Genomic DNA, 26,875 nt, shown 5'->3' with positions numbered 1-26,875 from the left:
ACTGGAGGAAATTTATTGGCAAGAAAAGTACAGAGAAAACTGGACAAATGGAAGAACAAAACCTGGTATAACATTGAGACTCCTGAATTTATTGGCAGGACCGTTATTGGGACAACCACTACTGATGATAGTGAGAAACTGGTTGGAAGGACGATCGAAACCACTGTAGGAGACATTACCAATGACTTCTCAAAACAGAACATCAAACTACGTCTGGCTATCGACAACGTAACCGGCGACACTGCAAGCACTGCTTTCATTGGTCACGAGATCACTACAGATTACCTTCGTTCCATTGTAAAACGCCAGACATCCCGTATAGACAATAACCTTGAGGTAACAACCAAGGACGGATGCAAGCTTCGTATCAAGCCCATTGCATTTACTGTAAAGAGGGCAAGAAGCAGCCAGATAAGAGCAATCCGGGAAATTATGGGTAAAATCGTCCTTGAAAGATCTGCAGAACTTGACTTTGAACACATTGTCGAGGAAATCGTAACCGGTAAACTTGCAGCCAATATTTACAGGAATACAAAAACCATCTATCCAATCAGAAGGGTAGAAATACGCAAGACAGAAGTTCTTCCTGTAAAGGCTAATGCTTCCGCAGCAGCCTGAAAGTTAAAAAATTAAAAAGTAGCCTTTCACTTATGAGTGAAATAGGCTACTACTTTCTTTTCTTTTACATCATCTATCCTGCAGAACCCAAAACGCTCAAACTGCACAACTTTATCTATCTCATTTGCAATTTGTAATTCCCCCAATCCTGTGAATCTACCCTCGGGAGACAAAACTTCCACGTCCAGATTGTCTTTAGCTACCCACTGGACGATAGGTGGGCGTTTTTTTCTGACCTCATCCATTGAATCACCAATATGTTTTGCCCGGAGAGGTTGGGTTGATACAATTTCAATGTTGTACAGGTCCTTGAGTCTTAATAGAGATCCGGGAGATAGTTCTTTTGCATCCTCACCACTAATATAAACAATATTATCCACTTCTATACTCCTGTTACCCATATTTTCCACAGGATGCAGAGGTGGAGTGGCAACAGTGTGTTTTCCGTCTATAATCTCAATCTTTTGAGGATCCGGGACAAAGAAGAAACGCTTTGTCTGTGAGTCAATAAGTTTTCGGTTTTCAGAATAAAGGGAATCCATGCTTATACTCACATCGGTTTCCCCGACACCCATGTCTACCATAAATTTACGCAGGGCCTCTGGTTTGATGCCACGCCTGCGAATAGCCCTGATTGTTGGAAGCCTTGGGTCATCCCAGCCGGTGTATTCGCCCTCTTCTATAGATTTCCTGAGTGCACTGGTGCTGAATTTACCGAATTCATGCATTTTAATGCGGCCCCAGTGGGTGGTCTTTGGATATTCCCAACCCAGGTAATCATAGATATACTTCTGACGCTTTTCACTGTCCATCAAATCTTTGCCCCGGATAATATGGGTCATGCCAAGTTCATGGTCCTCGATTGCTCCCTCAAAGTCAAGAAGGGGCCATACTACGTATTTATCACCCACTTCCGAGCGGGGATGTGTAGCTTTTACTATCCTGAAAGCACCAAAATCCCTCAGTGCAGGGTCCTTATGATCGATTTCTGTCTTGATACGCAATACAGCAGATTTTTCTTCGTAATCACCCTCAATCATCTTGTGCCAGTGTTCCAGATTCTTGGCAGGGTCCCTGTCACGATCAGGACATGGAGCACATGAATCTTTATACTTCTTGAAATCAGTCCCGTCACAGAAACAGACATAAGCGTGCCCCATTTCGATAAGTTTGCGGGCATATTCGTAGTAAAGGGTTATTCTGTCTGAGGCCTTTACCACCCTGTCAGGTTCGATACCCAGCCAGTGACAGTCATCCAGGTACCATTCATAGGCTTCAAGTAGCGGACGCTTGGTCTGGGGATCGGTATCGTCAAAACGTATTATGAAATCCCCTCTATACATTTTGACATATTCGGAGTTGATTACCATACCTCTTGCACTACCCAGGGTAGCGGGCCCGTTGGGATTGGGCGCAAATCGCATAACAACCTTTTCTCCTTCTGCAACATCAAGGGGCTTGAGACCCTTTTCAGGTTCCTTCTTTGTATTTAGTTCTTCAATAAGTTCAGGTGCGACTTCCTCAAGTCTCTGCTGCCATTCATCCGGGTTGCCTTCTGCAACCTGGTCTATAACTTTTTGTACTTCTGCCGTAACATCTTTGGCTTTGGGGCGCAGGTGGGGACACTGCCCCATTACACGACCCATGACAGCGCCAACCTGGGGGGGTTGTCTGTATTTTACAGCATTGTGCAATGCAAATTTTTCAATCGTTTTTATATCTTCATCCTCTAATGTCATCTGGCTGACCTCTATAATAGTAAAAACTTATGCAAATATTAAATTGAATTTCTTATCTGCTGGATATGAGATGCTTTTGCAATGATGTCGGCTATTTGTCCGTCAAAATCTTCAAGGAATTTTTCCGTATTCTCACCGGCAACTGCTCCGTGTGATGAAGGCTTGATGAGATGTTCCTGCTCAAGTACTCGCAATGAATATCTTACTTTATGGGTTGGCATCTCTGTTTCATCCGAAAGTTTAAGGATACCGATTGGGCCTTCCTCAATAACCTTCCTGAGAACGATAAGATGTCTTTCAGTTAATTCAAGTTCCCTGTAAATTTGATCAAAAAGCATTATGATACCTCATTGGATAATGTGCCTATACCCTCAATGGTTACGTCTACGCAATCACCTGAATTAAGTTCACCCACACCCGGCGGGGTACCTGTGGCAATTACATCTCCCTTTTCAAGGGTCATCACGGAGGATATGAATTCTATCAGGAAATCAACATCGAATATCAATCTGGAAGTTGATGAATTCTGTCTGGTCATGCCATTAACACTGCACTTAATCTTTGCTGCAGAAGCATTGAAGTCTTCCACAGGAGTTATGAATGGGCCAATCGGGGAAAAAGTATCAAAACTTTTTGCTCTGGTCCACTGTCCATCCCTTTGCTGAATATCACGGGCTGTTACATCATTAAAACATGTGTATCCTTCGATGACATTTTGTGCCTTTTCAGCATGAATACCATGGCATTGCTGTCCTATGACAACAGCAAGTTCTGCTTCATAATCAACACGATTGCTGCAGGAAGGATAGATTATTTTTGCACCATGGCCAATTACAGAAGAAGGGGGTTTCATGAAAATTATTGGTTCATCCGGGATGTCCATATCCAGTTCTTTGGCGTGATCAATATAATTTAACCCCACACAGATAATTTTGGAAGGACTTGAAGGCGCAAGTATATCAAGTGAATTAACATTATAAACATCTCCCCTGGGAGATATTACCTTTTCATCCTGCACATTACCCTCAAATATCTCAGTACCGTGTTTGAATTTTCCGATCATGTTATCCACTTGCTAACAATAAGGAGATGCATTATCCTGGCAGACAAATTAGGAAGATATGGTATAAATATAAATCCTTTTTCTTATCAATTCCGGCAAATGAGCGCCGGTTTGCCAGAGTATAACCAATCGGGAAAACTTATTTGACTGTTTGGAAAGAATACTTTATTGGGGAGTGGATATGAACGATCTTTACTGCACAGAAGAAATAAACCATGTACGCAGGTATGTGAATAACATTCCGATTTCGGGTAGATATCGGAGTGAACTGGTACGATGGATAAATACCTATCTTGATGAAGAAAATGTCGAAAAACACCTTTCAAGTACAAAGGATGCATTTGATATGTCGGTAAAACAGGCAGCACAAAGAGATCTTGAACTAACCATCCTTTTTGCCAAAAAAGAAGACAGGACCAATTCAAGAATAATTTTTCTGGAAGGGGAATTGCTTTTTCTGTTTAACCTGCTCTATGAAAAGGTGAAGGCACAAAAAATTGCTGCCTGATAATTAAAAATGGCATTTGCAACCTGAAGAATCACGTTCGTAATGTCCAAGTTCAGATCCTTCAAGTTCACCGCCATTGAATACAGGGCCGTCCCTGCAGACACGCAGGCCATCGGGATCCATACTGCAGGCTCCACAAACTCCGATACCACATTTGAAATACCTGTGCAGGCTGAACTCTGACTTTACCTGAACATTGCGTGCTTTCAAAATTTCAAAGACCTTATACATCATAATCTCCGGGCCACACACATATATCCTGTCATAATCAGAGGTATTCGTATCTGCCAGCTGATCGGTCACAAAACCGCCCCTGCCTTCGGAACCGTCATCAGTGGTAATATCCACCCTGCCACAGGCAAAGCGTTCCCTGAACAAAAGTTCATCACAGCATCTGGAACCCAGAATTGTGCGGCCTTCAATTCCTCTTGCCTTTACAATATCTGCAAGGGGAGCAATCGGTGCGGCTCCTACTCCTCCTGCAATGAAAAGTACGTTTTCACCCTTTTTGGGAATGGTGAAACCTCTGCCAAAAGGACCCCTGAGCCCCATATGGTCACCTATTCCAAGTTCGAACATACGGGATGTGGCATCACCTACCTTCTGGACTGTAATGGAATTTTTACCGGAGAGGGTCATAGGGACCTCATCGGTTCCATGTACCCAGACCATTACGAATTGGCCGGGAATGGCTTCGTCGAATTGTGTGTCAAAGAAAAAAGTACGCACATTGGGTGACTCTTCGACGATTTCGGTGATTTTTGAATGAATGGGACGCATCAGATCATCTCGTGTGATAGGCCTGCTATATCTTCAGCTTTTGAATATCCATACTTTTGCAGGTATGTATCAATACCTTTGCTTATTTTTTCAAAAATTTGAGTGTCTTCATGTACGGCAGATCCGATCTCAACAGCACTTGCGCCAGCCAGCATCATTTCGATTGCGTCTTCCCAGCAGGTAATACCTCCCACTCCTATCACGGGCACATCAAGCACTTCATACAGGTCATAAACACATTTTACAGCCACCGGTTTTATTGCAGGACCGGATAGTCCTCCAAAACGGTTGCCGAGTATCGGATACCCGGAATGGATATCAATGGCCATGCCTCGCACTGTATTGATAGCAACGACTGCCGATGCACCTGCAGATTCTGCTGCCCTGCCAATAGAAGTAATATCCGTAACATTGGGTGTGAGTTTCACCCATACGGGTACATCCACAGCATCAACTACCGCGGCCGTGATTTCATGTACAAGATCAGGATCAGTTCCCACCGAGGCTCCATAACCTTCAGCATGGGGACAGCTGACATTAAGTTCAAAGCAATCAGGCTTTGAGGAAAGCAACCCTTTCGCAACTTCAGTAAATTCTGCAGCGTTCCCGCCGAATATGCTGGCAATTAACGGTGCATCCGTTTTGCTTTTCGCAATTCCGATTTCCTCACAGAAACCCGAGTAGGAAGGATTGGGCAGTCCCATCGCGTTAATGTATCCGCATTCCAGCTCCACCATTGAAGGGTTATTATGGCCTTTTTTGGGAACCGGGCCAATTGACTTGGTTACCACTGCACCGGCACCGTTGCGGCTCATTCTTGCAAGGGCTGCTCCTGTGGTTCCCATTATGCCTGAAGCCAGGATTGTAGGATTTTTGAGTTCTATGCCTGCTATCTTCATGAATGATCAATCATTTTTTGGGGACAACTGCGAGATGGCTTCTTTTACCAGCTCTTTTCCGCCCAGAGCAACAAGTTTTTGACCCAGCTCTTTAGCATGCTCTCGATAATTATCTACCGGGATCATTTCATCCAGGCGGATATCCCGCTTTCCGTCAAGGGATAAGATCTCGGCACGTATATGTATCGTGTTGCCGTTGTCCACAAATTCTGCAAATGAACCAACCGGTACAATACATCCGCCTTCCACATCCCTGATCACCAGTCTCTCGACCTCTGTAGCGATGCGGGATTCGGCATGATCGATCTGGGAGCAGAGTAATTCCGCTTCACTGCCTGCCAGGGTAACCACGGCAATGGTTCCCTGATTGGCTGAGGGACAGAAACCATCGGCGTCCAGCCTATGACATTCGATGTCCCAGCCCATGCGTTGTAAACCCGCTTCTGCCAGTATAATTGCGTCATACGTACCGGATTCAAGTTTTTTAACACGGGTATTTATATTACCTCGCAGGTCCTGGACGTTCAGATCCGGACGGTAGCGCAAAAACTGGGCCCGCCTGCGCATGGATGTTGTCCCTACAATCGCTTCCTCGGGCAATTCGTCAAGGGTTGAACCATCATTCGTGAGAAGTACGTCATGAGGAGAATCACGTTCGATAACTGCTGCGATGGAAAGTTCTGCGGGTCTTTCAGTGGGCAGGTCCTTCATCGAATGGACTGCAATATCGATCTCCCCGGAAAGCATCCGGTCATCCAGTTCCCTCACAAAGGCACCAACACCTTCCACTTCGTGGAGGGGGCGGTCAGTGAAGGTATCACCGCTTGTCTTTATAATCTTGCGGGTAGTGGGGAATCCCCGGTTATCCAGGAGGCCACCAACGGTCTTTGCCTGTGCAAGAGCCAGGTCACTTCCCCTTGTACCAATTATCAAATCAACACATCCTATTACAGGCAGGATTCATAAGTTTCAAAGGTCGCTTCCAGATCATCTTCGGTATGTGCCAGAGAGAGGAAGTTTGTCTCAAACTGGGAAGGGGGTATAAAAATTCCCTGGTTCAGCATTTTATGGAAGAAATTAAAATAGCCTTCCTTGTCACATTTGAGTACATCCTGATAATTTGTTGGCATATCTCCAAAGAAGATCTTGAACATGGAACCCACTCCTGAAACACTGTAATCCAGTCCTTTATCAGTGACCATCTCGGAAAGTCTGCTGCGTACATCTTGCCCCATCGTATTGAGTTTCTCATGAGCATTTTCCTTCTCAAGCACATCAAGCACTGCATGTCCTGCAGCAACAGATGCCGGATGACCGCTAAAAGTCCCTGCCTGGTATACCGAACCCGAAGGTGCAATCATTTCGATGATATCTTTTCTGCCCCCGAAAACCCCTATTGGCATTCCTCCGCCGATAATTTTGCCCAGCGTTGTCAGGTCAGGTGTCACACCATAATACTCCTGTGCACCGCCCATTGCAAGTCTGAAGCCGGTTATTACTTCATCGAATATGAGCAGAGTATCATATTCCCTTGTAAGTTTCCTTATCTCTTCCAGATAACCTTCCTGTGGCAATACCGGACCGACATTACCCATTACCGGTTCCATGATGACAGCTGCTATATCATCGCTTGATTCAAGCAGGTCTGTCATGGCTTCGATATCATTATAGGGTGCCTGAAGAGTATGTTTGGTGAAATCCTGTGGTACACCCAGAGAGTCGGGTTTACCTAATGTGGAAGCACCTGAGCCAGCTTTGACAAGTACTGAATCGTGAGCACCGTGGAAACCGCCTTCGATTTTAACAAATTTGTTCTTTCCTGTATAACCACGTGCTGCCCGCAGGGCACTCATTGTGGCCTCGGTACCTGTGGATACAAAACGAAGCATATCGATGCCTGGATATACGGCTGCAATCCTTTCGGCCAGTTTGAACTCGGACTCTGTGGGGGTTCCATAGAGCCACCCCTTTTCAAGTTGATCACTTATTGCTTGCTTGACCACGGGATTTGCATGACCCAGCATATTGGGCCCGTAACCGAGGCAGTAATCGATGTATTCATTACCGTCAACATCTGTAATACGGCATCCGGAAGCTTTTTCGGTGTAGAATGGATAGGGTTTGATTGCTCGTACCGGACTGCTAACACCACCAGGGAGATATTCCCTGGCCTTTTCAAACATTGCTTTTGATTTTTCCAGATTGACCATGTAATCACATCAGTAAATTTTATTCATTCAGTAATTGTGCCATTTCCTTGGCAAAGTAAGTAATTATCATGTCCGCTCCGGCCCTTTTTATTGACATCAGGGATTCGTACATGACCTTTTTCTCATCCAGCCAACCCTGCTGGGCGGCTGCCTTGAGCATGGAATATTCTCCGCTGACACTGTAAGCCGCAGTTGGCATACCAAACTCCTGTTTTATCCTATAGATAATATCAAGGTACGGAAGAGCCGGTTTTACCATGACGATGTCGCCACCTTCCATGATATCCAGTTCTACTTCCCTCAGGGCCTCATCCGAGTTTGCAGGGTCCATCTGGTATGTAGAGCGATCACCGAAACAATAGCATGAATCAGCAGCATCCCTGAAGGGGCCGTAAAATGCGGAACAGTATTTTGCAGCATAGGACATAATTGGCACATCACTGAAATTTTCCTGATCCAGGGATTGCCTGATTGCACCCACCATGCCGTCCATCATACCCGAGGGGGCTACCATATCTGCGCCCGCCCTGGCATGGCTTGCCGCAATCTTGCCCAAAATGGGTAGAGTCTCATCATTGATCACATCATGGGTTTCATTATCAATAATACCGCAATGGCCATGGGATGTGTATTCACACATGCAGACATCGGTAATCACAACCATGTCGTCACCAAGTTCTTCCTTGATAGCACGCGTGGCCTGCTGGACAATATCATTGTCCCCGTAAGCACTGCTTCCCTTTTCATCCTTCTGTGAAGGAATGCCGAAAAGCATTAAAGAACTGATACCCAGGTCCGCCACGTTCCTGGCCTCACTGACAACCTCGGAAAGAGGCAACCTCAGAACTCCTTCCATGGAAGGTACTTCAACTATGGATTCTGCGGTTTCGTCAACAAACATCGGATATATGAGGTCATCAACCCCCAGGGAAGTTTCACGTATAAGATTGCCTATCTTTCCGTTCCTGAGCCTGCGCATTCGAATATTTGGGTACATTGGTATCACAAGTCCTTATTTGCAATTTTCCTTTTCTTTTTTAGCATAGGGTTTGATGTTAAAAAGCTTGCAGGCCGAATCAAGAAAAGCCTCATCATTGTATTCAGCTGCATTACGCAATACCTTGGTAGGCTCTGCCAGGACCTTATTTGCTATGGCCCTTGTCAGGTCATCCAGGACTTTGCATTCCACATCCCCGATTGTGTGATAAGCTCCCAACCGGTTCACAGCCCTATCCATCTCATGTTTTCGCAGAGTATATATCTGGCTGTAAAGTTCGGACAAAAGAGCATCTGCCTTCTGTCTTTTGTACTGGTTTATGAGCATTTTGTATTCTTCATCAATTATAGTTTCAACTTTCTTTGCCTCTTCCATTCTCATCTGGAGGTTACGCTCATTAATTACCCTCAGGTTGTCGATGTTACGCAGGATAACTCCTGGAAGGCTTTCAATTTCGGGATCTATGTCCCGGGGGCTGGCGATATCTATCAGCAGAAGATTATCGTTCCTGTTCTTAAGGGATTTTTCCACTGTTGCTTTCTTCAGGACATAATGGGGAGCAGATGTAGCACTGATTATGACATCGGCCTGCTGTGTATAGCGATCAAGACTCATGAAATCCACGGCCTCACCCCCCAACTCATCTGCAAGTACTTTTGCCTTTTCATATGTGCGGTTTGCCAGATACACAACATTCATGTCCCTGTGTGATAATGCCCGGGTCACAAGAGTGCCCATCTCACCGGTTCCAATTACAAGTATATTGCGTCCCTGCAGGCCTTTTAACATTTCATCGGCAAGATCCACTGCAGCAGATGCAATAGATACAGAACCTCTGTTGATGTTGGTTTCCGTACGGGCTCTTTTACCTACCTGGATTGCCTTGCTAAACGCGGTCTCCAGTATTTTGCCCATGGTGCCTGCATTTTTGGAGATGGTATACAAATCCTTTATCTGTCCCAGGATTTGATCTTCTCCTATTATCATAGATTCAAGGCCACAGGAGAGTCTTAAAAGGTGGTATAAGGATTCTTCATGGTCATAGAATTCGACAATGCGGGAAGAAACACCCATTTTTTTTGCAAAATGGAAAAGTACGCTGCTCCCTCTGGGGGATACCACATACATTTCCAGTCGGTTGCATGTCTTAAGGACTGCGCATTCGTACACGAGCTCATGGGAACTTAGCTGGGAAAGTATATCCTCGATTTCACCCTGCCAGGCATCTTCCATTTCCTCCACTGTTGCCTTTGCATGGGAAATAACCATGCTAGATATTTCAGTCAATGTTATCCTCCGTTATTCAAGTGATTAATCCAGCTGCTCCTTTGAATCTTTGTCTGCGTGATTCCCAATGTGCTCCAACATTATATCATATGCTATATTATACGCTTTTTCATAGGACTCTTCAAAAGCATCCCATATCCTATCATCTTCAAGCACATCCCACAGAATTTGTTTCCTGAGGGGCTGGTTATCAATTCGTTCTTTTAGATTAGTGCGTAATTCATCCTGCAGATGTGCCATGTCTGCGTAATTCGGAGTGATAGTATGTTCGAGTTTTATGCGCGTATATCTGGAAAGAGCAGGGCTGTGGCCCAATGTGGAAATACCTACCGTTACAGGTCCGCGTTTTATCACCGAAGGGACTATCACATTCCCTTTAGAATCCACGGAATTCACGAATATATCCATATCAGATGCTATCAGGTGTATTTTCAGGTTTAATTCCCGGTTGCTGGTAGCAGGTATGACCAGAAACGCCCCTTCCAGATAACTGCGAATCATATCAGAGGGTATTTCATTTACATTTATTTGTACAATATCGATTTTATTGGATTCGTGCAGGGCAAGGATCTCTTCGGAAAAATCTTCACTGATAACGGTCACTTGAGCAAACTTGGAAAACAGTGATGCTTTGCGTTGTCCTACACTACCCCCTCCGAAAATCACTATCTTCTGGAAAGATAAATCTAGAAAAAGTGGCATATATTGGCGATCATACATTCTTGGACCCTCTCACATTACAGTTACAGCCTTACACCTGTTTTCTTGAACTCATGTTCACTGAACAAAAGACGATAATCATATATCCCGGTTGCATCTGCAATTTTTCCGGCAATTTCCTCACAGTCTTTTTTACTGTAGGAATGGACCATTGTAAAAAGATTGTATGGCCAATCAGGGTATCTGGGTCGCTCGTAACAATGAGTTACTTCGCTAAAACCGGACATCACTTTGCCTACGTCTTCCACCCGCTCGTCCGGTACATTCCAGATACACATGGCATTGGCAGTTATGCCGATGGTACGATGGCCTATTGATGCACCAAAACGACGTATGATTCCCTGATTTTGCATTTGCTTTAGTCGATCTACAATTTCCTGTTCACGTAATCCCGTCTCCTCTGCTATTTTTTTGAATGGGGAATGGGTAAATTCAATCCCGTGCTGTGTTACTTCCAGGATTCTGCGCGAAAGTGGATCGAGTTTATCGGACATCGAATTTCACCCCTATCTTGAAAAGACGTTTTGTGGGCAGGTCAAGTATAGGGCAACCTGTTTCCTCTACAATCTGTTTGATTATAGTGTCAAGGCGTTCACGATTTGCTGCAGAGATGGTAAACCATATATTATACTCCGCCGGGCGCAAATAGTTGTGAGAGACTTCCGGATGTTTATTAATGATTTCTCCAATCTCATGGGTTTGTGAATCCGGGGCTTTCAGGGCTATGAGGGTACTGGTTCCCCCGATCTTGCGGGTATTTATTATAGGGCCAACACGCCGTACAGCACCCTGATTATTAAGTCTCTCCAGTCTTTTTAGCAATTCCTCTTCAGGAATACCTATTCTTTCAGCCAGTACTGCATAGGGATTAACGGAAAGGGGAAATTCAAGCTGGATCTCATTCAATATCTTTTTGTCCATTTCATCAAGCCGGATCATGGGGAACTCACATTTATTCTTGAGAATAGAATAGGTTACGAGATGTAATCATGGATTATAATGTTTTCTTTCAAATTATCTGAATATTTGCAACAATAGTACTCTATATGGCACTCCAGTCCGAAATTATAGATTCATAGGTGAAAACATACTATATAATCAAAACAGCGACAGAAGGCAATAAATTACCGCATCGACTACCAAAAATAAAATGGGACTTTTCACCCACTTATAAACCTGTTTTATTTTTGGCGCGGATGATAGATACAATAAGGTTCTTCTTCCAGATAATCCCCGGTTGCCGCAAATGCCCGGGCACGGCACCCGCCGCACACATTCTTGTATTCACACTTGCCGCATTTTCCCTTAAGGAGACTGAAATCCCTGAGTTCGTTAAAGAGGGTTGAATTGTTCCAGATTTTTCCGAAAGATTGGTTCCTTATATTGCCGGCTATTGCAGGAAGGTAACCGCAGGGCTGCACATCCCCGGTACTTGAAACAAAACAAAAGGCAGTACCTCCCAGACACCCCCTGCTCACAGCATCAAAACCATGGGTGTTGATTGAAACTTCCATACCTTCTTTTTCCGCACACTGGCGCATTATCCGGAAATAATGGGGCGCACAGGTAGCTTTGAGTTCAAGGGAAGTATGCTTTTTCTGTTCATAGAACCAGCGCAGTATCCTTTCATACTCTGCCGGAGGTATCTCTTCATCTGCAAGGTTTTCTCCTCTGCCTGTAGGCACAAGCAGGAAAATATGGAGGGCTTCGGCGTTCAGGGAAATAGCCATTTTAAGGATACGTGGGATTTCCCCCAGATTTCTTTTGGTTATTGTAGTATTAATCTGAAAATCCATGTCTTCTGTCTTCAGGGCATCAATTCCTTCCATGGCTTTGTCAAAGGCGCCTTCAACTCCCCGAAATCCATCATGGGTTGCAGAGTCTGCCCCATCAAGACTTATGCTTACTCTCTTAATTCCCGCTTCTTTGAGTTTTCTTACAGTTTTCCTGTCAAGGAGGGTGCCGTTTGTGGCAAGTACCACCCTGAGGCCTTTGTTTGTGCCATAGTGGGCAAGTTCATATACATCAGGGCGAACAAGTGGTTCACCTCCACTGAGAATTAATATCGGGGACCCAAGGGAAGCGACCTGATCAATGAATGTTTTTGCCTCGAATGTGTCCAGTTCACCAGTAGCTTCTTTGTCGGTGGATGCACCTCTGCAATGCACACATGAAAGGTTGCATCTGGATGTCAACTCCCAGGCAATTAATCTTGGAGGAGTGGGTTCTTCTGACATAGTCATATCACAGTCATTTCAATTTATTTAAATAATGGTATACTGATTGTACCATTGATCAAATATATAGAATACAGGACCACATTACACATATAAGAGATAGGTAATCTAGTTAATTGCAAATTGAGTTGCGGTGTGAAATATGGACTCACTGAATACAGCATTTTTGATTGTTATCATAGCAATAGTTTCATATACAATATTCCTGATTCGAAAACGTTTACAGCTTCTTCGTGAATTTGAAAGGTTAAATCCTGAATGAAGGGAAAGTGATGGATAAAAAACAAAAACAAATTCTTGCAGTTATTACAATATTTGCCTTTGCTATCCTGGGCTTATGGGGCATAGATACCGGCCAGACTTATTACATGGTATCAGAAATTAAGGAAAATCTAGATGATTTTGAAGGGAATGACATCAACACAATGGGAGCCATCAAGCAAGGAACACTGGATGTAAAACCCGGTAATATAACTTTCATGCTCCAGGACATAGAGCAACCTGAAAAGTACATTGAAGTTGAATATACCGGTGACCTGCCGCCCAATCTTGAGGAAGGTAAAGAACTGAGTATTGAAGGAAAAATAGATCGGCAGGGAAATCTTAAAGCAGAAAAAATTGTCATGGGTTGCCCTTCCAAATACTCCGAATAACCTATGGTCATATTAAAGGGGCAAATCGATGGATATTGAAAAATGGGACGAATATCGGAGTATAAACAAAGCACTAATTGACTTTGTGGAAGAAATTGACCACGGTTCCAAAATGAAGAAAGTAGTTGCCCACATATGTCAATCCGGCGGGAAAAAGACCCGTCCTGTGGTTCTCCTCTTGTCATCCCGTATATGTGGCAGTGAAATTGGAAATGCCCTTGATGCTGCTCTGTCAATTGAACTTATCCACTCTGCATCCCTTATTCACGATGACCTGCTGGACAGGGGTATATTGAGAAGGGGAGCTAAGACCGCCCATGAAGTATATGGTATCCCTGCAGCAATGCTTGCGGGAGATTACCTGATATCCAAGTCCATTGAACTAATATCTGCATACGGTAAAGAAGTAGGCATAGAATTTGGCAGGGCAGGTATGGAAATGGCCGAAGGCGAGGCCATGGATGTAGATTTGCTGGAAAGAAATAGCAACAATCTAGCTGAGTATTTCAATTGTATTGAAAAGAAGACTGCTTCACTTTTTGCTGCCTCGGCAGCGATGGGGGCCTATGTTGCAGGAGCGGATGAGGATACAGTTTCTAAATTCAGGCTCTTTGGCAATAAACTCGGAACTGCCTATCAAATCGTTGATGATATGCTGGAATACACCAGTAAGGTAAATAACAAGGAATCAATACACATGTCCCCTTCGCTGGTAGATGTATACAGGCAGGATATGGCGGATTCAAAAGCAATAGCAAAAACCAGGGAAATTGTTGAACAACTAGTTTCTGAAGCACATGAAATAATAGATCTTTTCCCGCCTTCCCAATCCAGAAATAGATTACATGAGATAACCACTTATGCCACAAAAGGCCTTTTCTCTGAAGTTGGAACAAGGAAATGCTAAAAAGGTGAATTTATGAGAGTATATGAAAAACCCATGATTAAAGTTGATGCAAATGTGGAAGATGATAAAGTTGTACTCACCAGTGAGGGTCCCCTTTCCACCATTGCAAAACCTATTCTGAAACGTATTAACCGAATTTTTCAGGAAGAAAAACCCATTACATTTAATGATGAAGAGATCATATTTTCAACATGGGCCCCCCCGATTCCCAGCAATGCATTCAACAGGATGATCAGTTCCCAGATTGCCGCCATCATGAAAAAACGTGTGCCTGACCAATTCTCAATAGCTATTACCGATAGGTGCCCGAATAATTGTATTCACTGCGGAGCTGCGGGTTTCCTTACTGAGGAAGAACTAACTACCGAACAGATCAACAGTGCTATCGATCAATCCCTTGATCTTGGTGCTTACCTTATTTCTTTCGATGGCGGGGAAACAATGCTTCGAAAGGATCTTCCCGAAATGGTGAGGGCAGTGGATAAAGACCGGTGCATTGCAACCTGTTTTACTTCTGGCTTTGGCCTTACACCTGACAGAGCTGTGCGGTTGAAGGATGCGGGCATGTATGCCATGAGAATAAGCATCGACAGTCCTTTTGAAAAGGAACATGACCGTATTCGTGGCAGGGATGGGGCATACAGGGATGCTATTGATGGTATTAAGAACACCATGGGAGCTGACATGCTGGCAGATATGTTTGTGGTGATCTCACCCGATAATATCGATGACCTTGAAGATTTCTATGGTCTTGCTGCAGATATGGGCATGCAGGAGATGTCCATCTATGAGATCGTTGCTGTGGGTCGCTGGCTTGAACATGAGGATGAAGTCATCACTCAAAAGGATGTGAAGACCATGGAACGTTTCCAAAAACGGATGAACAGTGGGGCAGACGGGCCACGTGTTACTTCATTCCCGTATTTCATGGGTCCGGATATGTTTGGTTGCTTTGCCGGAAGGCGATGGATGCATGCTACACCTTCAGGTGAGGTCATGCCCTGTGCTTATACACCGCTGTCCTTTGGGAATATAAAGGAAGAAAAGCTTTCTTCAATATGGGATAATATGGGTAAACACCAGGCATATCGTTCCAATTCCGATTATTGCATGATGCGGAATCCTGAATTCAGACAAAAATATATCCATACGATACCCAAAGATGAAATATTGCCATATAGAGTAAGAAATGAATAATTCTGTATTATATTTCTAAAAAGTAGTCATGTTTTTCATGAATAATTATTATAATCGGTAGGTTACGAACCGGTAAGAACCGAATGGCTTATATGCAAAGTTGTTTATGGGTATCTGCTGTTAACTTGAACTCCCTATACGAATGATTAAACATTACAATTATTCAATAGCAATCACCTGAAACCGAATAACTTATATGCGAGGTTGCTATAAGGGGCATAAAATCACGCTGCTTAACATATCACAGACGCGATGAGGATTCACATGGCCAAGGACAAAATCTTATCCGAGATAAAAGAAGCAGAACAAAGTGCTGCCAAAAAGGTGGAAGCAGGCCTGAAGGAGAAGGAGGACAAAATCGCCAGTGCCCGTGCAGAAGCCAGAGAAATAATTAAAGAGGCAGAATTAGATGCAGAAAAATCTGCAAATAATGCACTTAAATCTGCACAGGAAGACCTCCAGAAAGAGCACGAAGAAATCGTCAGCAAAGGCAAAAAGGATGCAGAAGAGCTGATAAGCAACGCAGAATCCAATGTTGATAAAGCTGTTGCAATGCTAGTGGAGGAATTCGAGAGGGCGATCTATGCTTAAGCCAAAAAGTATGACCCGTGCTGTTATCGTCGGACACAAAGAAGTCATGGATGAAACAGTAGACACGCTACACGATATCAATATCTTCCATATTGAAGAATATAACGAAGAAGATTCTACTTTCAAGATAGGGAAACCCTTTGAGAATGCAGGGGAAGTTTCCAAAAAACTTGTTCAACTGAGGTCAATTTCCAGTTTTCTTGGTATCAAGCCAAAAGAAGTTCCAAAACAGGACACAAATGTTTTGTGGGCAGAGCTTGATGAAAAACTGGCTCGCCTGGAAAGTGAACTTGATGAAAAGACCGAAAAAAAGAACAGTTATGAAACAAGGTTAAAAGAACTGGATTCTCTCCAAAAAGAACTCGAACCATTTGTTTCAATCCCCATAGATCTTAAAAATTACAGAGGTTATGAGAGCCTATCTGTGTTTGCAGGTACTGTAAAGGGAGACATCAGTTCTGAAATATCTGGAATTACAAATGATTATGAACTCGAATTTGATCCAAATACACACACTATTGCTCTTTTTGTCAGGAAAGACAAAGAAGAAATCGTGGCTGAGATGTTGGCTGATTACGAGTTTCGTGAGATACGTGTTCCAAATATGGAAGGGACTCCTTCGGAGATAATTGCTGATATAGAAAGTGAAAGAAACACTATCAATGAGAAAATCACTTCACTTGAAAAGAGTATTTCTGACATAAAGGAACGTTATTCTGATTTCATACTTGCAAGTGATGAAATTCTATCCATTGAATCCCAGAAATCCGAAGCACCTCTGAAGATTGCCACATCAGAGCATACTTTTGTAATTGACGGATGGGTTCCATCAGATGAGTACAACAGAATGACCCGGACACTTGAATCTTCTACTAATGGAAGAGTATTTGTTTCCAAGCAGGAGGTTACAGAAGAGGAAGAGGAGGAAGTGCCGGTAGAGTACAATAACGCAGGGATCATAAAACCTTTCGAAACAATAATGAACCTTTACGCAAGGCCCAAATACAAAGAAATTGATCCAACTGCATTAATATTTATCAGTTTCCCACTGTTTTATGGAATGATACTTGGAGATATTGGTTATGCTTTAATTCTTCTGGGGTTGGCATTTGGAGTTAAAAAACTGTTTAATTCCGATGCAATAAAACCCCTGATGAATATATTGATATACTGTCAGGTATCGACCTTGATCTTTGGTATCCTTTATGGAGAATTTCTGGGATTCCCTCTTGCAAGCCTGCATGGGGCACATGGAATTGAACCCGGTCTCATAGCCGGATTTGAAACTATAAACCTGTTCCAGTCTCCTATCGGTGGGGAAATGATCACATACCCTATACACAGAACACATCTGGTAATGACCCTTATCGTGCTTACTGCTCTCATTGGTGTTGCTCACATAAACCTGGGGTATATCCTTGGTTTTATCAATGAGAAAAAGAAACACGGCTTCAATGCAGCGATGCTTGAAAAGGGCAGCTGGATAGTAGTTGAGATTGGCATTGTGCTTGCAGTTCTCGGATATGTAGGATACCTACCAATTGCTGTAGGTGCCGCAATATTCGTGATAGGTTTCATAATGCTGACTAAAGGAGAAGGTATTAAAGGTCCCATTGAGTTACCCGGTTTGTTGAGTAACTCCCTGTCATACACACGTTTGATAGCCGTGGGCCTTTCATCAATTTATATTGCATCCACTGTGAACCTCATCGCTTTTGAAATGATCTGGCCACAGGGAGGTATAGCAGCGGTATTTGCAATATTGGTATTCATATTCGGACATGCACTCAATACAGCCTTAAGCATAATCGCCCCCGGTCTACATGCTTTGAGGCTTCAGTATGTCGAATTCTTTACTAAATTCTATGAAGGCGGGGGCAAAGAGTACAGCCCATTTGGATATATAAGAAAGTACACGGAGGAATAATAATATGGTAGGAGAAGAAGCAATAATGGATCCGGCAGGACTTAAAGCAATTGGTGCAGGACTTGCAGTTGGCCTTACAGGACTGGCATCCGGTATTGCTGAAAAAGATATTGGTGCCGCCGCTATCGGCGCCATGGCCGAAAATGAAGGACTTTTTGGTAAGGGCCTTATCCTTACTGTAATTCCTGAAACCATTGTCATTTTCGGACTTGTCGTTGCACTGCTGATAAGCTAAGCGAAGTTTGAGAGCATTCAAAAATGCTCTTAATTTCTTTTTAAGGTGTGAGAGCATGGGACTCGAAACAGTAATTAAAGACGTCATGGATGTTGCGCAGGCGAAGGTCTCTGATATTAATGCAGAGGCAGATGCCGAAGCGTCCCGTATTATAGAGGATGCAAAGCAATCCGCCAAAGAAATCAAAGGGAAACGTCTTGCCAAAGCGGAAGATGAAATTCAGCGTATGAAACGGCAAGAATTATCCAGTGCAAATCTCGAAGTCAAAAGGACAATGCTCAATGCACGTAAAGAAGTGCTTGAAAAAGCCTATAACCAGGCATTCAATGAGATTGCAGGGTTATCTGCGGATAAACAGGAAACACTTCTCAAGAATATCATAGAAAGTCATGAATCTAAAGGCAGCCGTATCTATTCCAATAAGGAATCAGAAGATTTGGTGAAAAAACTGTCCTCTTTAGAGTATGCAGGCAACATCGATTGTGTTGGAGGTGTTGTTATAGAGAATGAGGATGGTAGTATCAGGCTTGATTATACCTATGATGGAATTCTTGACAGCGTATATGAGCAGAACCTGAAACAGATTTCAGATATCTTATTCGGGTGATATCAAAATGAGGCTTTTCCAGAGACTCCGAAATAAGAGTTCCTCTGCAACAACTAGCGGAGGATCAAATTATGCTTATGTAACTGCGCGTGTACGTGCAATGAAGAGCAATCTGCTTCCAAAAGAGACATATTCACGGCTTATGAACATGGATCTTGATGAAATTACCCGTTTTATCGGAGAAACCCAGTATAAGCAGGATGTAGACGAACTTGCGCGGAAATTTGAAGGAGTAGATCTCATCGAGCACGCATTAAACAGAAATCTTGCAGTCACATTCTCTAAATTGATTGATATTTCCGAGGGTGAACTCAACTATCTCATCACGGAATATCTGAAAAATTATGACATCTGGGATATCAAAACTATTCTCAGAGGCAAGTATTACAATGCGCCGATTGAAGAGATAAAGGATAATCTCGTTTCTGCCGGCCAATTCAAGTATAATTTCCTGTCAGAACTTGCTGAGAAAGAATCTTATGAGCATGTTATAGATGCACTCAGCAATACGGATTATTATCCAATTCTTATGAATTATGACGGAACGAATCTTCCTGAAATTGAAAATCAACTTGACAAATTATATTACCAGAGATTGTTCAATGCAATCGGTACACCAAAGTCAAGTGATCGTAAACTATTCTCCAAACTTATTCGTACTGAGATTGACATAAAGAATATTAGAACAATGTTCAGGATGAAGAAAGAAGGTATTGAAGATGGTGAACTTGAAGATCTGGTTATAGATGGTGGGCTCCGGCTTAGTCTGAAGGAAATAAACTCATTGGTTCCTCTGCCTTTTGCAGATTTTATAAATTCACTTGAAAAATATCCATACTGGGATGCGATCTCAGATTTTGCATCTCCTGATATGGAATCTCTTGTCGATCTGGAAACAAGCCTCACCAAGTACAGTATAAAGTCCGCTGCCAGTTTTTCACATGAATATCCCCTTTCAATCGTTCCGATCATGGATTATATGATCAATAAAAAGAACGAAGTAAACAATCTGAGAATAATCATCAGAGGAAAGGCAGTTAACCTCGATGACGAGATAATCAGAAATCAATTGGTGATTTGATGGATCTGGCAGCTGTAGGTGATGGTCAATTCGTAACCGGTTTCAGATTAGCCGGTGTGCATAAAGTGTATGAAATCAATGATGATAACAGCCTGGAGGAAAAGGTAAAGGAAATTTTCAATGATCCCTCCGTAGGCATCCTTGTAATGCACAGTAATGATTTTGATAAACTACCGGAAACCTTGAGAGACACTTTAAGTGAATCCGTCGAACCAACATTGGTAACCCTTGGCGGAACCGGCCAAAGTTCCAACTTACGGGATAAAATAAAACAAGCGGTAGGTGTAGATTTGTGGAAATGAATGGTGAAATTTATCGAGTGGCAGGACCTGTTGTCACAGTCACCGGTATCAAGCCGAAGATGTATGATGTGGTAAAAGTAGGTCATGAAGGACTGATGGGTGAAGTAATCCGTATAGAGGGTGAAAAGGCTACAGTTCAGGTATATGAAGACACATCCGGCATAAAACCGGGAGAGCCTGTAGCAAATACGGGAATGCCTCTTTCAGTAGAACTGGGTCCAGGTCTTCTGGAAAGTATTTATGATGGTATACAGAGACCTCTGGAAGTTCTCCAGCAAAAGATGGGAGACTTCATTGAAAGAGGAGTAACAGCAAACGGTCTTACCAGGGAGAAGAAGTGGGAATTCACCCCTACAGTATCCAAAGGAGACAGTGTCAAAGGCGGAGATATTATCGGTGTCGTACAGGAAACACCCAATCTCGAACACAAGATAATGGTCCCTCCAAGAAAGTCAGGAACTGTAGAAGATATCAAAAGTGGTAAATTCGTAGTCGATGAAACTGTTTGTGTACTCTCTGACGGCTCTGAACTATCCCTTATGCAGAAATGGCCTGTAAGAGATCCCAGGCCGGTAGACAAGAAACTCTCGCCAACAAAACCTCTTGTAACAGGACAGAGAATCCTTGATGGGATGTTCCCTGTGGCAAAAGGTGGTACAGCAGCTATCCCAGGTCCTTTTGGATCAGGAAAAACTGTTACACAGCAGCAACTTGCAAAGTGGAGTGACACTGATATTGTGGTTTATATCGGATGTGGAGAACGTGGAAACGAAATGGCCGATGTACTGAATGAATTCCCGGAACTGGAAGACCCAAAGACCGGAAGGCCACTCATGGAACGTACAGTTCTTATCGCAAACACATCCAATATGCCTGTAGCTGCTCGTGAAGCATCTGTTTATACAGGTATTACCATTGCTGAGTATTACCGTGACATGGGTTATGATGTATCTCTCATGGCAGATTCAACTTCCAGATGGGCAGAAGCAATGAGGGAAATTTCTTCCAGGCTTGAAGAAATGCCCGGTGAAGAAGGATATCCAGCATATCTGTCCGCCAGGCTTTCTGAATTCTATGAACGTGCAGGAGCAGTCCATTCCCTGGCAGGTCTTGATGGTTCCATTACTGTCATCGGTGCAGTCTCACCTCCCGGTGGTGACTTCTCCGAGCCGGTTACACAGAATACCCTGCGTATCGTAAAGGTATTCTGGGCACTGGATGCAAAACTGTCCCAGAAGAGACACTTCCCTGCAATTGACTGGCTTACCAGTTACAGTCTTTACAATGACAGGCTTGCAGGTTGGTTTACAGAAAATGTCGGCAGCGACTGGAATGAACTAAGGGATAATGCAATGGATATTCTTCAGGAAGAAGCAGAACTTCAGGAAATCGTGCAACTCGTAGGTTCAGATGCACTCCCTGAGGACCAGCAGCTTACCCTTGAAATTGCCAGGATGCTTCGTGAATACTTCCTGCAGCAGAACGCTTTCCATCCCGTGGACACATTCTGTCCCTTTGACAGGCAGTATAAACTTCTGAAATCTGTATCGCAGTTTGGTGAAAAGGCAACCGATAAAATGGAAAATGGTGTCCCCATCAACAAGATCATGGAAATGGAGTCCAAGGATGAACTTGCCAAGGTCAAATATGAAGAAGACTTTGATGCAGCCCTTGAAACAATCATGGCAAAGATGGATGAAGAGTTCACACAGCTTGGAGGCAACTGAAAATGACCAAAGAATACAAAACCATTGTAGATATTGCAGGACCACTCATATTCCTTGAAAAAACAGAGCCTGTAGGATATGGGGAACTTGTTCAGATTAATCTCCCTGATGGGACCACCAAGAGAGGTCAGGTCCTTGATACCTCCGCAGATGTGGTTGTTGTACAGGTTTTCGAAGGAACTCAGGGTCTGAATGATGAATCCGGTGTAGTATTCAGTGGAGATACCATCAAACTTCCTGTTGCAAAAGATCTTCTCGGTCGTATCCTCTCCGGGTCTGGAGAACCCCTTGACGGCGGTCCAAGAATTATCCCCGAAAAAAGGGTAGATGTGAATGGGGCTTCAATGAACCCTTTTTCCAGGAGACCACCTGATGAATTTATCCAGACAGGAATATCCACGATTGACGGTACAAACACTCTTGTAAGAGGACAGAAACTTCCTATCTTCTCTGGATCAGGTCTGCCACACAATGAGATTGCTCTTCAGATTGCAAGACAGGCAAAAGTACCCGGTTCTGAGGAAGATTTCGCTGTGGTGTTTGCTGCAATGGGTATCACCAATGAGGAAGCCCAGTCATTCATGGAAGACTTTGAGAAGACAGGTGCTCTTGAAAGAGCGACAGTTTTCCTCAATCTTGCAGATGACCCTGCAGTCGAACGTATAATCACCCCGAGGATGGCACTGACAGCAGCAGAGTATCTTGCATACGAACACGATATGCATGTACTTGTAATCATGACTGATATTACAAACTATTGTGAAGCACTTCGTCAGATGGGTGCAGCCCGTGAAGAAGTGCCCGGTAGACGTGGATATCCCGGTTACATGTACACTGACCTTGCATCCCTCTATGAACGTGCAGGTGTAATCAAAGGTAACAAGGGATCTGTAACCCAGTTTTCCATCCTGACTATGCCTGGTGACGATATAACCCACCCGATACCCGATCTTTCCGGTTATATCACCGAAGGCCAGATTGTAGTATCCCGTGATCTTCACAGGAAGGGTATCTACCCACCAATCGATGTGCTACCATCCCTTTCCCGTCTGATGAACTCCGGTATAGGGGAAGGTAAGACAAGAGATGACCATAAGGCAGTATCCGATCAGTTGTATGCCGGATATGCTGAAGGACGTGATCTTCGTGGACTGGTTGCAATCGTCGGTAAAGAATCCCTTTCCGAAAGAGACCAGAGAATCCTGGAATTTGCCGATCTTTTCGAAGACCGTTTTGTAAGACAGGCAAAAGATGAGGACAGGAATATCGAAGATACCCTGTCCATAGCATGGGAAATCCTTTCCGAGCTTCCGGAAGCACAGCTTACCAGGATAGACAACAAGTATATCGATAAATATCACCCTGCACATCAAAATGCAGAGTGAACAAAGAGTGATCCACTATGGGCACAAAGGATGTTAAACCAACTCGTTCCGAACTTATTGAACTGAAGAAAAAGATAAAACTGTCCCAGAGCGGCCACAAGCTGCTTAAAATGAAAAGGGATGGTCTTATCCTGGAATTCTTTGAGATTTTGAACAAGGCCAAGGGTGTAAGGAACGAACTGGATGACGCCTATGATAATGCCACTGAAAAAATAGGGATCGCTGAGGCAGTCGAGGGCAGAATGGTAATAAAATCCACTGCTCTTGCTCTCAAAGATGGACCAGAAATAAGTCTTGAAAGCCACAATATTATGGGTGTGGTGGTCCCTAAGATCGAAGCATCCAGTGTGCATAAACCCATCAACAAAAGGGGATACGGTATTCTCGGGACAAGCTCCTACATCGATGAAACTGTCGATTCATATGAGATCCTTGTTGACAAGATTATTCTTGCAGCAGAGATTGAGACCACTATGAAGAGGTTACTTGACGACATCGAGAAAACAAAAAGGCGTGTTAATGCCCTTGAATTCAAAGTAATTCCCGAAATGCAGGAAGCAATGGACTTCATCCGTTTCCGGCTGGACGAGATGGAACGTGAAAACACCTTCCGCTTAAAGAGGATTAAGGCATAATGCCTACCGCAGCACCTGATCGGCCTAGACTGGCCGACAGGCTTTTTTTTAGAATCACACAACCCCACAACCTTGCGCGTATTCTGCGCTGGGCATGGTTAATATCCCTTATGATGCTGGTATTTGGTTATCTTATCATTTATTTCAGGATTTCAGATTACTTGAATATCTGATTACATAATTGATTGGAACCATTCAGTAAAGTATATATATCTTCTTCCACTATATAAACCGATAAATAGACAACATGCGGTTCTACTAGTTGTGATATTTTGCTCAACAAAGGTGATATACCTATTTAATTTCATTTTGCCTGCGTTATTTTTTAGCTGTGCGTATGGTCTTATGCAACTTTTGCAGGCAAATTCATTCAATAAGTAATTATAAGTTAAAAATGTGGTACATTTATGACACAGCACACACAAACACAAAAAGAAATAGCTAAAAAAATCGATTCTGATACTGTTATTGCCAACTGGAAAGACTGGAGATGGCAACTCAAGCATTCCATCGGTGATATAGATACATTTGAAACCTTGCTTGGCATCAAATTCAAACCCGGGGAAAAGGATAAACTCAAACAAACCCTGGAAAAATTCCCATTATCCGTGACTCCTTATTATCTCTCTCTTATAGACGCCGATGATTTCAGGAATGATCCCATATTCCTGCAGGCTTTTCCTTCACCAAAGGAGCTGGACATCGATGAAGATGACCTTGAAGATCCTCTCTCTGAGGAGGAGGATAGTCCTGTTGAGGGGATCACACACAGGTATCCGGACAGGGTATTGTTCCATATAAGTAACACCTGTTCGATGTACTGCAGGCACTGTACACGTAAGAGAAAAGTGGGAGATGTGGATTCCATTCCTACCAAAGATGCAGTCTCTGAAGGACTGGAATACATCAGGAATACCCCACAGGTACGGGATGTCCTGCTTTCGGGCGGAGATCCTTTTATGTTGCCTGATGCTTATCTGGACTGGATTCTGACACAATTGAGAGAAATACCTCATGTAGAGGTAATTCGTATCGGTACAAGGATGCCTGTGGTGCTTCCTTACAGGGTAACTGATAATCTTGTAGAAATACTCAAAAAGCATCATCCTCTCTGGATCAATACCCACTTCAACCATCCACGTGAAGTAACAGAATCTTCCAGAGAAGCCCTGCGTAAACTTGCAGATGCAGGAATCCCCCTCGGAAACCAGACGGTGTTGCTTTCAGGAGTGAATGACTGCCACAGAATCATGAAAAAGCTTGTACAGAAACTTGTGCAAAACCGTGTACGTCCTTATTACCTCTACCAGTGCGACCTTTCGGAAGGCCTGTCCCATTTCCGCACTCCGGTGGGCAAGGGTATAGAGATAATGGAACACCTCATCGGCCACACAAGTGGTTTTGCAGTTCCGACCTATGTTATCGATGCTCCCCACGGAGGAGGTAAGATACCTGTCATGCCTTCCTATCTCATATCCTGGTCCACCAACAGGGTTATTTTGCGTAACTATGAAGGTGTGATCACTTCCTATAAAGAACCGGATTCCTATGAGCCGATATACTGTGACCGTAAATGTGAAGAGTGTAAACTCCAGCTTAAACTTGATGATGCAGCTGAATATAAATCTACAGGTATTGCAAAACTGCTTGCCGATCATGATGAAGTTGTAAGTCTTGTACCGGAAGATACCGAAAGAATGGAGAGAAGGGACGTTGAGTGATATAATCGAAAAAATAGGCAACTCCCTGATCCAGCACGGTACGTACAATAATCGTATTTACCTTATGAAACTGGATATTGGCGATCTGCCGGATCTTATACCTGAAATGGATCGGTTGGCAGAAAAACGCGGCTACAACAAGATATTTGCAAAAGTCCCTGCAGATTCCAGAGATGTTTTTGAAGCAAAGGGATATGTGAAGGAGGCCGGAGTACCCGGCTACTATTCCGGCAAGAAGGAAGCCCTGTTCATGTGTAAATATTTCACAGGGAACAGGCAGGAAGACACACAGGTTGAGGATGACCGGATTATCTCCACTGCCAAAGATAAGGCAGGAGACATCATGAATCCTGAATTACCCGAAGGTTTCCTGATACGGATGTGTACGGAAGCGGATGTACCTGCAATGGCAGAGATCTACGCCGAAGTATTTCCTACATATCCTTTTCCTATCCAGGACCCGGCCTACCTGAAAAAGACCATGGAAGATAATGTTGTATATTTCGCAGTTGAATATAAAGGTAACATAGTTGCCCTTTCCTCTTGCGAGATCGATTTTGAAAACCGGAATGCGGAAATGACCGACTTTGCTACACTCCCTCAGTTCAGGGGAATGGGGATGTCCACTTCTCTCCTCTCAAGAATGGAAAAAGAAATGGATAAGAAAGGGATCCTTACCCTGTATACCATCGCCCGGGCCGCGTCCTATGGTATGAATACTGTTTTTGCAAGGCTTGGGTATGAATTTACCGGAAAACTTGTTCAAAATACCAATATATCCGGTAATCTTGAGAATATGAATGTATGGTACAAGCGTATTTGAGTAACTCTTAAATAAACATTCTCCAT

The 26,875-nt window shown here is 43.5% G+C and carries 30 protein-coding genes; 17 read left to right on the top strand and 13 right to left on the bottom strand.

Features of this window, described 5'->3' with window-relative positions:
- Nucleotides 1-15: 15 nt before the first annotated feature.
- Nucleotides 16-618, top strand: a complete 603-nt coding sequence (locus CI957_RS04030; RefSeq protein ID WP_128754261.1) for a 30S ribosomal protein S3ae — start codon at nt 16-18, stop codon at nt 616-618.
- A gap of 26 nt (nt 619-644) precedes the next feature.
- Here CI957_RS04030 and CI957_RS04025 read toward each other — a convergent pair whose 3' ends face one another.
- From CI957_RS04025 to CI957_RS04015, 3 genes are read right to left on the bottom strand one after another with little or no spacing between them, the layout of a single operon-like run.
- A complete protein-coding gene (locus tag CI957_RS04025) occupies nt 645-2,357 on the bottom strand; it encodes a glutamate--tRNA ligase (protein ID WP_128754260.1) in 1,713 nt (570 codons plus the stop codon).
- Between the two features lie 38 nt (nt 2,358-2,395).
- Nucleotides 2,396-2,695: a hypothetical protein gene (locus tag CI957_RS04020; protein WP_096711853.1), complete on the bottom strand. Its 300-nt coding sequence runs from the start codon at nt 2,693-2,695 to the stop codon at nt 2,396-2,398.
- Complete coding sequence (locus CI957_RS04015; protein ID WP_096711852.1) at nt 2,695-3,420, bottom strand: fumarylacetoacetate hydrolase family protein; 726 nt, start codon at nt 3,418-3,420, stop codon at nt 2,695-2,697. Before CI957_RS04015 ends, CI957_RS04020 begins: the two co-directional genes overlap by 1 nt.
- Before the next feature lie 181 nt (nt 3,421-3,601).
- Between CI957_RS04015 and CI957_RS04010 the strand changes: the two genes are divergently transcribed.
- Entirely contained in the window at nt 3,602-3,928 is a 327-nt protein-coding gene (locus CI957_RS04010; RefSeq protein WP_128754259.1) for a hypothetical protein, read from the top strand.
- A gap of 3 nt (nt 3,929-3,931) precedes the next feature.
- Here the strand turns inward: CI957_RS04010 and CI957_RS04005 are convergent, their stop codons facing one another.
- The 10 genes from CI957_RS04005 to ahbD form a co-directional block, all read right to left on the bottom strand.
- The gene (locus tag CI957_RS04005; protein WP_128754258.1) at nt 3,932-4,708 is read right to left on the bottom strand and encodes a dihydroorotate dehydrogenase electron transfer subunit; all 777 of its coding nucleotides are present in this window, start codon (nt 4,706-4,708) and stop codon (nt 3,932-3,934) included.
- On the bottom strand, nt 4,708-5,607 hold the full coding sequence (locus tag CI957_RS04000; protein ID WP_096711846.1) for a dihydroorotate dehydrogenase: 900 nt from the start codon (nt 5,605-5,607) through the stop codon (nt 4,708-4,710). Before CI957_RS04000 ends, CI957_RS04005 begins: the two co-directional genes overlap by 1 nt.
- A gap of 6 nt (nt 5,608-5,613) precedes the next feature.
- A complete protein-coding gene (gene hemC, locus CI957_RS03995; RefSeq protein ID WP_096711845.1) occupies nt 5,614-6,540 on the bottom strand; it encodes a hydroxymethylbilane synthase in 927 nt (308 codons plus the stop codon).
- Between the two features lie 14 nt (nt 6,541-6,554).
- A complete protein-coding gene (gene hemL / locus CI957_RS03990) occupies nt 6,555-7,817 on the bottom strand; it encodes a glutamate-1-semialdehyde 2,1-aminomutase (RefSeq protein ID WP_096711844.1) in 1,263 nt (420 codons plus the stop codon).
- A gap of 19 nt (nt 7,818-7,836) precedes the next feature.
- A complete protein-coding gene (gene hemB, locus CI957_RS03985) occupies nt 7,837-8,814 on the bottom strand; it encodes a porphobilinogen synthase (RefSeq protein ID WP_096711843.1) in 978 nt (325 codons plus the stop codon).
- A 15-nt stretch (nt 8,815-8,829) separates the two neighbouring features.
- Complete coding sequence (gene hemA, locus CI957_RS03980) at nt 8,830-10,101, bottom strand: glutamyl-tRNA reductase (protein WP_096711842.1); 1,272 nt, start codon at nt 10,099-10,101, stop codon at nt 8,830-8,832.
- 24 nt (nt 10,102-10,125) lie between these two features.
- Nucleotides 10,126-10,821, bottom strand: coding sequence for a bifunctional precorrin-2 dehydrogenase/sirohydrochlorin ferrochelatase (locus CI957_RS03975; protein WP_096711841.1), 696 nt, complete (start codon nt 10,819-10,821; stop codon nt 10,126-10,128).
- Between the two features lie 23 nt (nt 10,822-10,844).
- Nucleotides 10,845-11,315, bottom strand: a complete 471-nt coding sequence (gene ahbB / locus CI957_RS03970) for a siroheme decarboxylase subunit beta (protein WP_096711840.1) — start codon at nt 11,313-11,315, stop codon at nt 10,845-10,847.
- Complete coding sequence (gene ahbA, locus CI957_RS03965; protein ID WP_096711839.1) at nt 11,305-11,760, bottom strand: siroheme decarboxylase subunit alpha; 456 nt, start codon at nt 11,758-11,760, stop codon at nt 11,305-11,307. The genes ahbB and ahbA overlap by 11 nt, the downstream gene beginning before the upstream one ends.
- Nucleotides 11,761-12,002: 242 nt before the next feature.
- Nucleotides 12,003-13,064 (bottom strand): heme b synthase, encoded by a 1,062-nt coding sequence (gene ahbD, locus CI957_RS03960; RefSeq protein WP_096711838.1) that lies wholly within the window; start codon nt 13,062-13,064, stop codon nt 12,003-12,005.
- A gap of 136 nt (nt 13,065-13,200) precedes the next feature.
- Here ahbD and CI957_RS03955 point away from each other — a divergent pair, with 136 nt between their 5' ends.
- The 15 genes from CI957_RS03955 to ablB all read left to right on the top strand — a co-directional run bounded on the left by CI957_RS03955 (nt 13,201) and on the right by ablB (nt 26,849).
- Complete coding sequence (locus CI957_RS03955; protein WP_096711837.1) at nt 13,201-13,320, top strand: CcmD family protein; 120 nt, start codon at nt 13,201-13,203, stop codon at nt 13,318-13,320.
- 10 nt (nt 13,321-13,330) lie between these two features.
- Nucleotides 13,331-13,711: a cytochrome c maturation protein CcmE gene (locus tag CI957_RS03950; protein ID WP_096711836.1), complete on the top strand. Its 381-nt coding sequence runs from the start codon at nt 13,331-13,333 to the stop codon at nt 13,709-13,711.
- A gap of 28 nt (nt 13,712-13,739) precedes the next feature.
- A complete protein-coding gene (locus tag CI957_RS03945; RefSeq protein ID WP_096711835.1) occupies nt 13,740-14,618 on the top strand; it encodes a polyprenyl synthetase family protein in 879 nt (292 codons plus the stop codon).
- Nucleotides 14,619-14,630: 12 nt separating this feature from the next.
- Nucleotides 14,631-15,815: a radical SAM protein gene (locus CI957_RS03940; protein WP_105459920.1), complete on the top strand. Its 1,185-nt coding sequence runs from the start codon at nt 14,631-14,633 to the stop codon at nt 15,813-15,815.
- Between the two features lie 264 nt (nt 15,816-16,079).
- The gene (ahaH, locus tag CI957_RS03935) at nt 16,080-16,406 is read left to right on the top strand and encodes an ATP synthase archaeal subunit H (protein ID WP_096711833.1); all 327 of its coding nucleotides are present in this window, start codon (nt 16,080-16,082) and stop codon (nt 16,404-16,406) included.
- Nucleotides 16,399-18,333 carry a V-type ATP synthase subunit I gene (locus CI957_RS03930; RefSeq protein ID WP_128754257.1) on the top strand — a complete coding sequence of 645 codons (1,935 nt, stop codon included), beginning with the start codon at nt 16,399-16,401 and terminating at the stop codon, nt 18,331-18,333. Before ahaH ends, CI957_RS03930 begins: the two co-directional genes overlap by 8 nt.
- A gap of 4 nt (nt 18,334-18,337) precedes the next feature.
- Complete coding sequence (locus tag CI957_RS03925; protein WP_172425447.1) at nt 18,338-18,568, top strand: V-type ATP synthase subunit K; 231 nt, start codon at nt 18,338-18,340, stop codon at nt 18,566-18,568.
- A gap of 55 nt (nt 18,569-18,623) precedes the next feature.
- Nucleotides 18,624-19,175, top strand: coding sequence for a V-type ATP synthase subunit E (locus CI957_RS03920; protein WP_128754256.1), 552 nt, complete (start codon nt 18,624-18,626; stop codon nt 19,173-19,175).
- A 7-nt stretch (nt 19,176-19,182) separates the two neighbouring features.
- Entirely contained in the window at nt 19,183-20,256 is a 1,074-nt protein-coding gene (locus CI957_RS03915) for a V-type ATP synthase subunit C (RefSeq protein ID WP_128754255.1), read from the top strand.
- Nucleotides 20,256-20,558, top strand: coding sequence for a V-type ATP synthase subunit F (locus CI957_RS03910; RefSeq protein ID WP_105459924.1), 303 nt, complete (start codon nt 20,256-20,258; stop codon nt 20,556-20,558). The genes CI957_RS03915 and CI957_RS03910 overlap by 1 nt, the downstream gene beginning before the upstream one ends.
- Nucleotides 20,549-22,285, top strand: coding sequence for an ATP synthase subunit A (locus CI957_RS03905; protein WP_096711828.1), 1,737 nt, complete (start codon nt 20,549-20,551; stop codon nt 22,283-22,285). The genes CI957_RS03910 and CI957_RS03905 overlap by 10 nt, the downstream gene beginning before the upstream one ends.
- Nucleotides 22,286-22,287: 2 nt before the next feature.
- Nucleotides 22,288-23,670: an ATP synthase subunit B gene (locus CI957_RS03900; protein ID WP_096711827.1), complete on the top strand. Its 1,383-nt coding sequence runs from the start codon at nt 22,288-22,290 to the stop codon at nt 23,668-23,670.
- Between the two features lie 17 nt (nt 23,671-23,687).
- A complete protein-coding gene (locus CI957_RS03895) occupies nt 23,688-24,305 on the top strand; it encodes a V-type ATP synthase subunit D (protein WP_096711826.1) in 618 nt (205 codons plus the stop codon).
- A gap of 407 nt (nt 24,306-24,712) precedes the next feature.
- Nucleotides 24,713-26,026 (top strand): lysine 2,3-aminomutase, encoded by a 1,314-nt coding sequence (ablA, locus tag CI957_RS03890; RefSeq protein ID WP_128754254.1) that lies wholly within the window; start codon nt 24,713-24,715, stop codon nt 26,024-26,026.
- On the top strand, nt 26,019-26,849 hold the full coding sequence (ablB, locus tag CI957_RS03885; RefSeq protein WP_096711824.1) for a putative beta-lysine N-acetyltransferase: 831 nt from the start codon (nt 26,019-26,021) through the stop codon (nt 26,847-26,849). Before ablA ends, ablB begins: the two co-directional genes overlap by 8 nt.
- Nucleotides 26,850-26,875: the final 26 nt, after the last annotated feature.

Origin of the sequence: Methanohalophilus sp. WG1-DM (assembly GCF_004104135.1) — an archaeon.
GTDB classification, from domain to species: domain Archaea; phylum Halobacteriota; class Methanosarcinia; order Methanosarcinales; family Methanosarcinaceae; genus Methanohalophilus; species Methanohalophilus euhalobius.
The sequence above is the reverse complement of the archived record's forward strand: the minus strand, read 5'-3'. Positions and strand labels throughout refer to the sequence as shown.

Excerpts from the sequence above, each read along its gene's own strand:
- CI957_RS03920 (WP_128754256.1), top strand. The coding sequence starts at position 18,624 with ATGGGACTCGAAACAGTAATTAAAGACGTCATGGATGTTGCGCAGGCG.
- CI957_RS04000 (WP_096711846.1), bottom strand. The coding sequence starts at position 5,607 with ATGAAGATAGCAGGCATAGAACTCAAAAATCCTACAATCCTGGCTTCA.
- ahbD (WP_096711838.1), bottom strand. The coding sequence starts at position 13,064 with ATGACTATGTCAGAAGAACCCACTCCTCCAAGATTAATTGCCTGGGAG.
- CI957_RS03925 (WP_172425447.1), top strand. The coding sequence starts at position 18,338 with ATGGTAGGAGAAGAAGCAATAATGGATCCGGCAGGACTTAAAGCAATT.
- CI957_RS03945 (WP_096711835.1), top strand. The coding sequence starts at position 13,740 with ATGGATATTGAAAAATGGGACGAATATCGGAGTATAAACAAAGCACTA.
- CI957_RS04010 (WP_128754259.1), top strand. The coding sequence starts at position 3,602 with ATGAACGATCTTTACTGCACAGAAGAAATAAACCATGTACGCAGGTAT.
- CI957_RS04025 (WP_128754260.1), bottom strand. The coding sequence starts at position 2,357 with ATGACATTAGAGGATGAAGATATAAAAACGATTGAAAAATTTGCATTG.
- ahbA (WP_096711839.1), bottom strand. The coding sequence starts at position 11,760 with ATGATCCGGCTTGATGAAATGGACAAAAAGATATTGAATGAGATCCAG.
- CI957_RS03975 (WP_096711841.1), bottom strand. The coding sequence starts at position 10,821 with ATGTATGATCGCCAATATATGCCACTTTTTCTAGATTTATCTTTCCAG.
- hemB (WP_096711843.1), bottom strand. The coding sequence starts at position 8,814 with ATGTACCCAAATATTCGAATGCGCAGGCTCAGGAACGGAAAGATAGGC.
- ablA (WP_128754254.1), top strand. The coding sequence starts at position 24,713 with ATGACACAGCACACACAAACACAAAAAGAAATAGCTAAAAAAATCGAT.
- CI957_RS03950 (WP_096711836.1), top strand. The coding sequence starts at position 13,331 with ATGGATAAAAAACAAAAACAAATTCTTGCAGTTATTACAATATTTGCC.
- CI957_RS03915 (WP_128754255.1), top strand. The coding sequence starts at position 19,183 with ATGAGGCTTTTCCAGAGACTCCGAAATAAGAGTTCCTCTGCAACAACT.
- CI957_RS03955 (WP_096711837.1), top strand. The coding sequence starts at position 13,201 with ATGGACTCACTGAATACAGCATTTTTGATTGTTATCATAGCAATAGTT.
- CI957_RS04005 (WP_128754258.1), bottom strand. The coding sequence starts at position 4,708 with ATGCGTCCCATTCATTCAAAAATCACCGAAATCGTCGAAGAGTCACCC.
- ahaH (WP_096711833.1), top strand. The coding sequence starts at position 16,080 with ATGGCCAAGGACAAAATCTTATCCGAGATAAAAGAAGCAGAACAAAGT.
- ahbB (WP_096711840.1), bottom strand. The coding sequence starts at position 11,315 with ATGTCCGATAAACTCGATCCACTTTCGCGCAGAATCCTGGAAGTAACA.
- CI957_RS04015 (WP_096711852.1), bottom strand. The coding sequence starts at position 3,420 with ATGATCGGAAAATTCAAACACGGTACTGAGATATTTGAGGGTAATGTG.
- CI957_RS03895 (WP_096711826.1), top strand. The coding sequence starts at position 23,688 with ATGGGCACAAAGGATGTTAAACCAACTCGTTCCGAACTTATTGAACTG.
- hemL (WP_096711844.1), bottom strand. The coding sequence starts at position 7,817 with ATGGTCAATCTGGAAAAATCAAAAGCAATGTTTGAAAAGGCCAGGGAA.
- CI957_RS04020 (WP_096711853.1), bottom strand. The coding sequence starts at position 2,695 with ATGCTTTTTGATCAAATTTACAGGGAACTTGAATTAACTGAAAGACAT.
- CI957_RS03930 (WP_128754257.1), top strand. The coding sequence starts at position 16,399 with ATGCTTAAGCCAAAAAGTATGACCCGTGCTGTTATCGTCGGACACAAA.
- CI957_RS03910 (WP_105459924.1), top strand. The coding sequence starts at position 20,256 with ATGGATCTGGCAGCTGTAGGTGATGGTCAATTCGTAACCGGTTTCAGA.
- CI957_RS03900 (WP_096711827.1), top strand. The coding sequence starts at position 22,288 with ATGACCAAAGAATACAAAACCATTGTAGATATTGCAGGACCACTCATA.
- CI957_RS03940 (WP_105459920.1), top strand. The coding sequence starts at position 14,631 with ATGAGAGTATATGAAAAACCCATGATTAAAGTTGATGCAAATGTGGAA.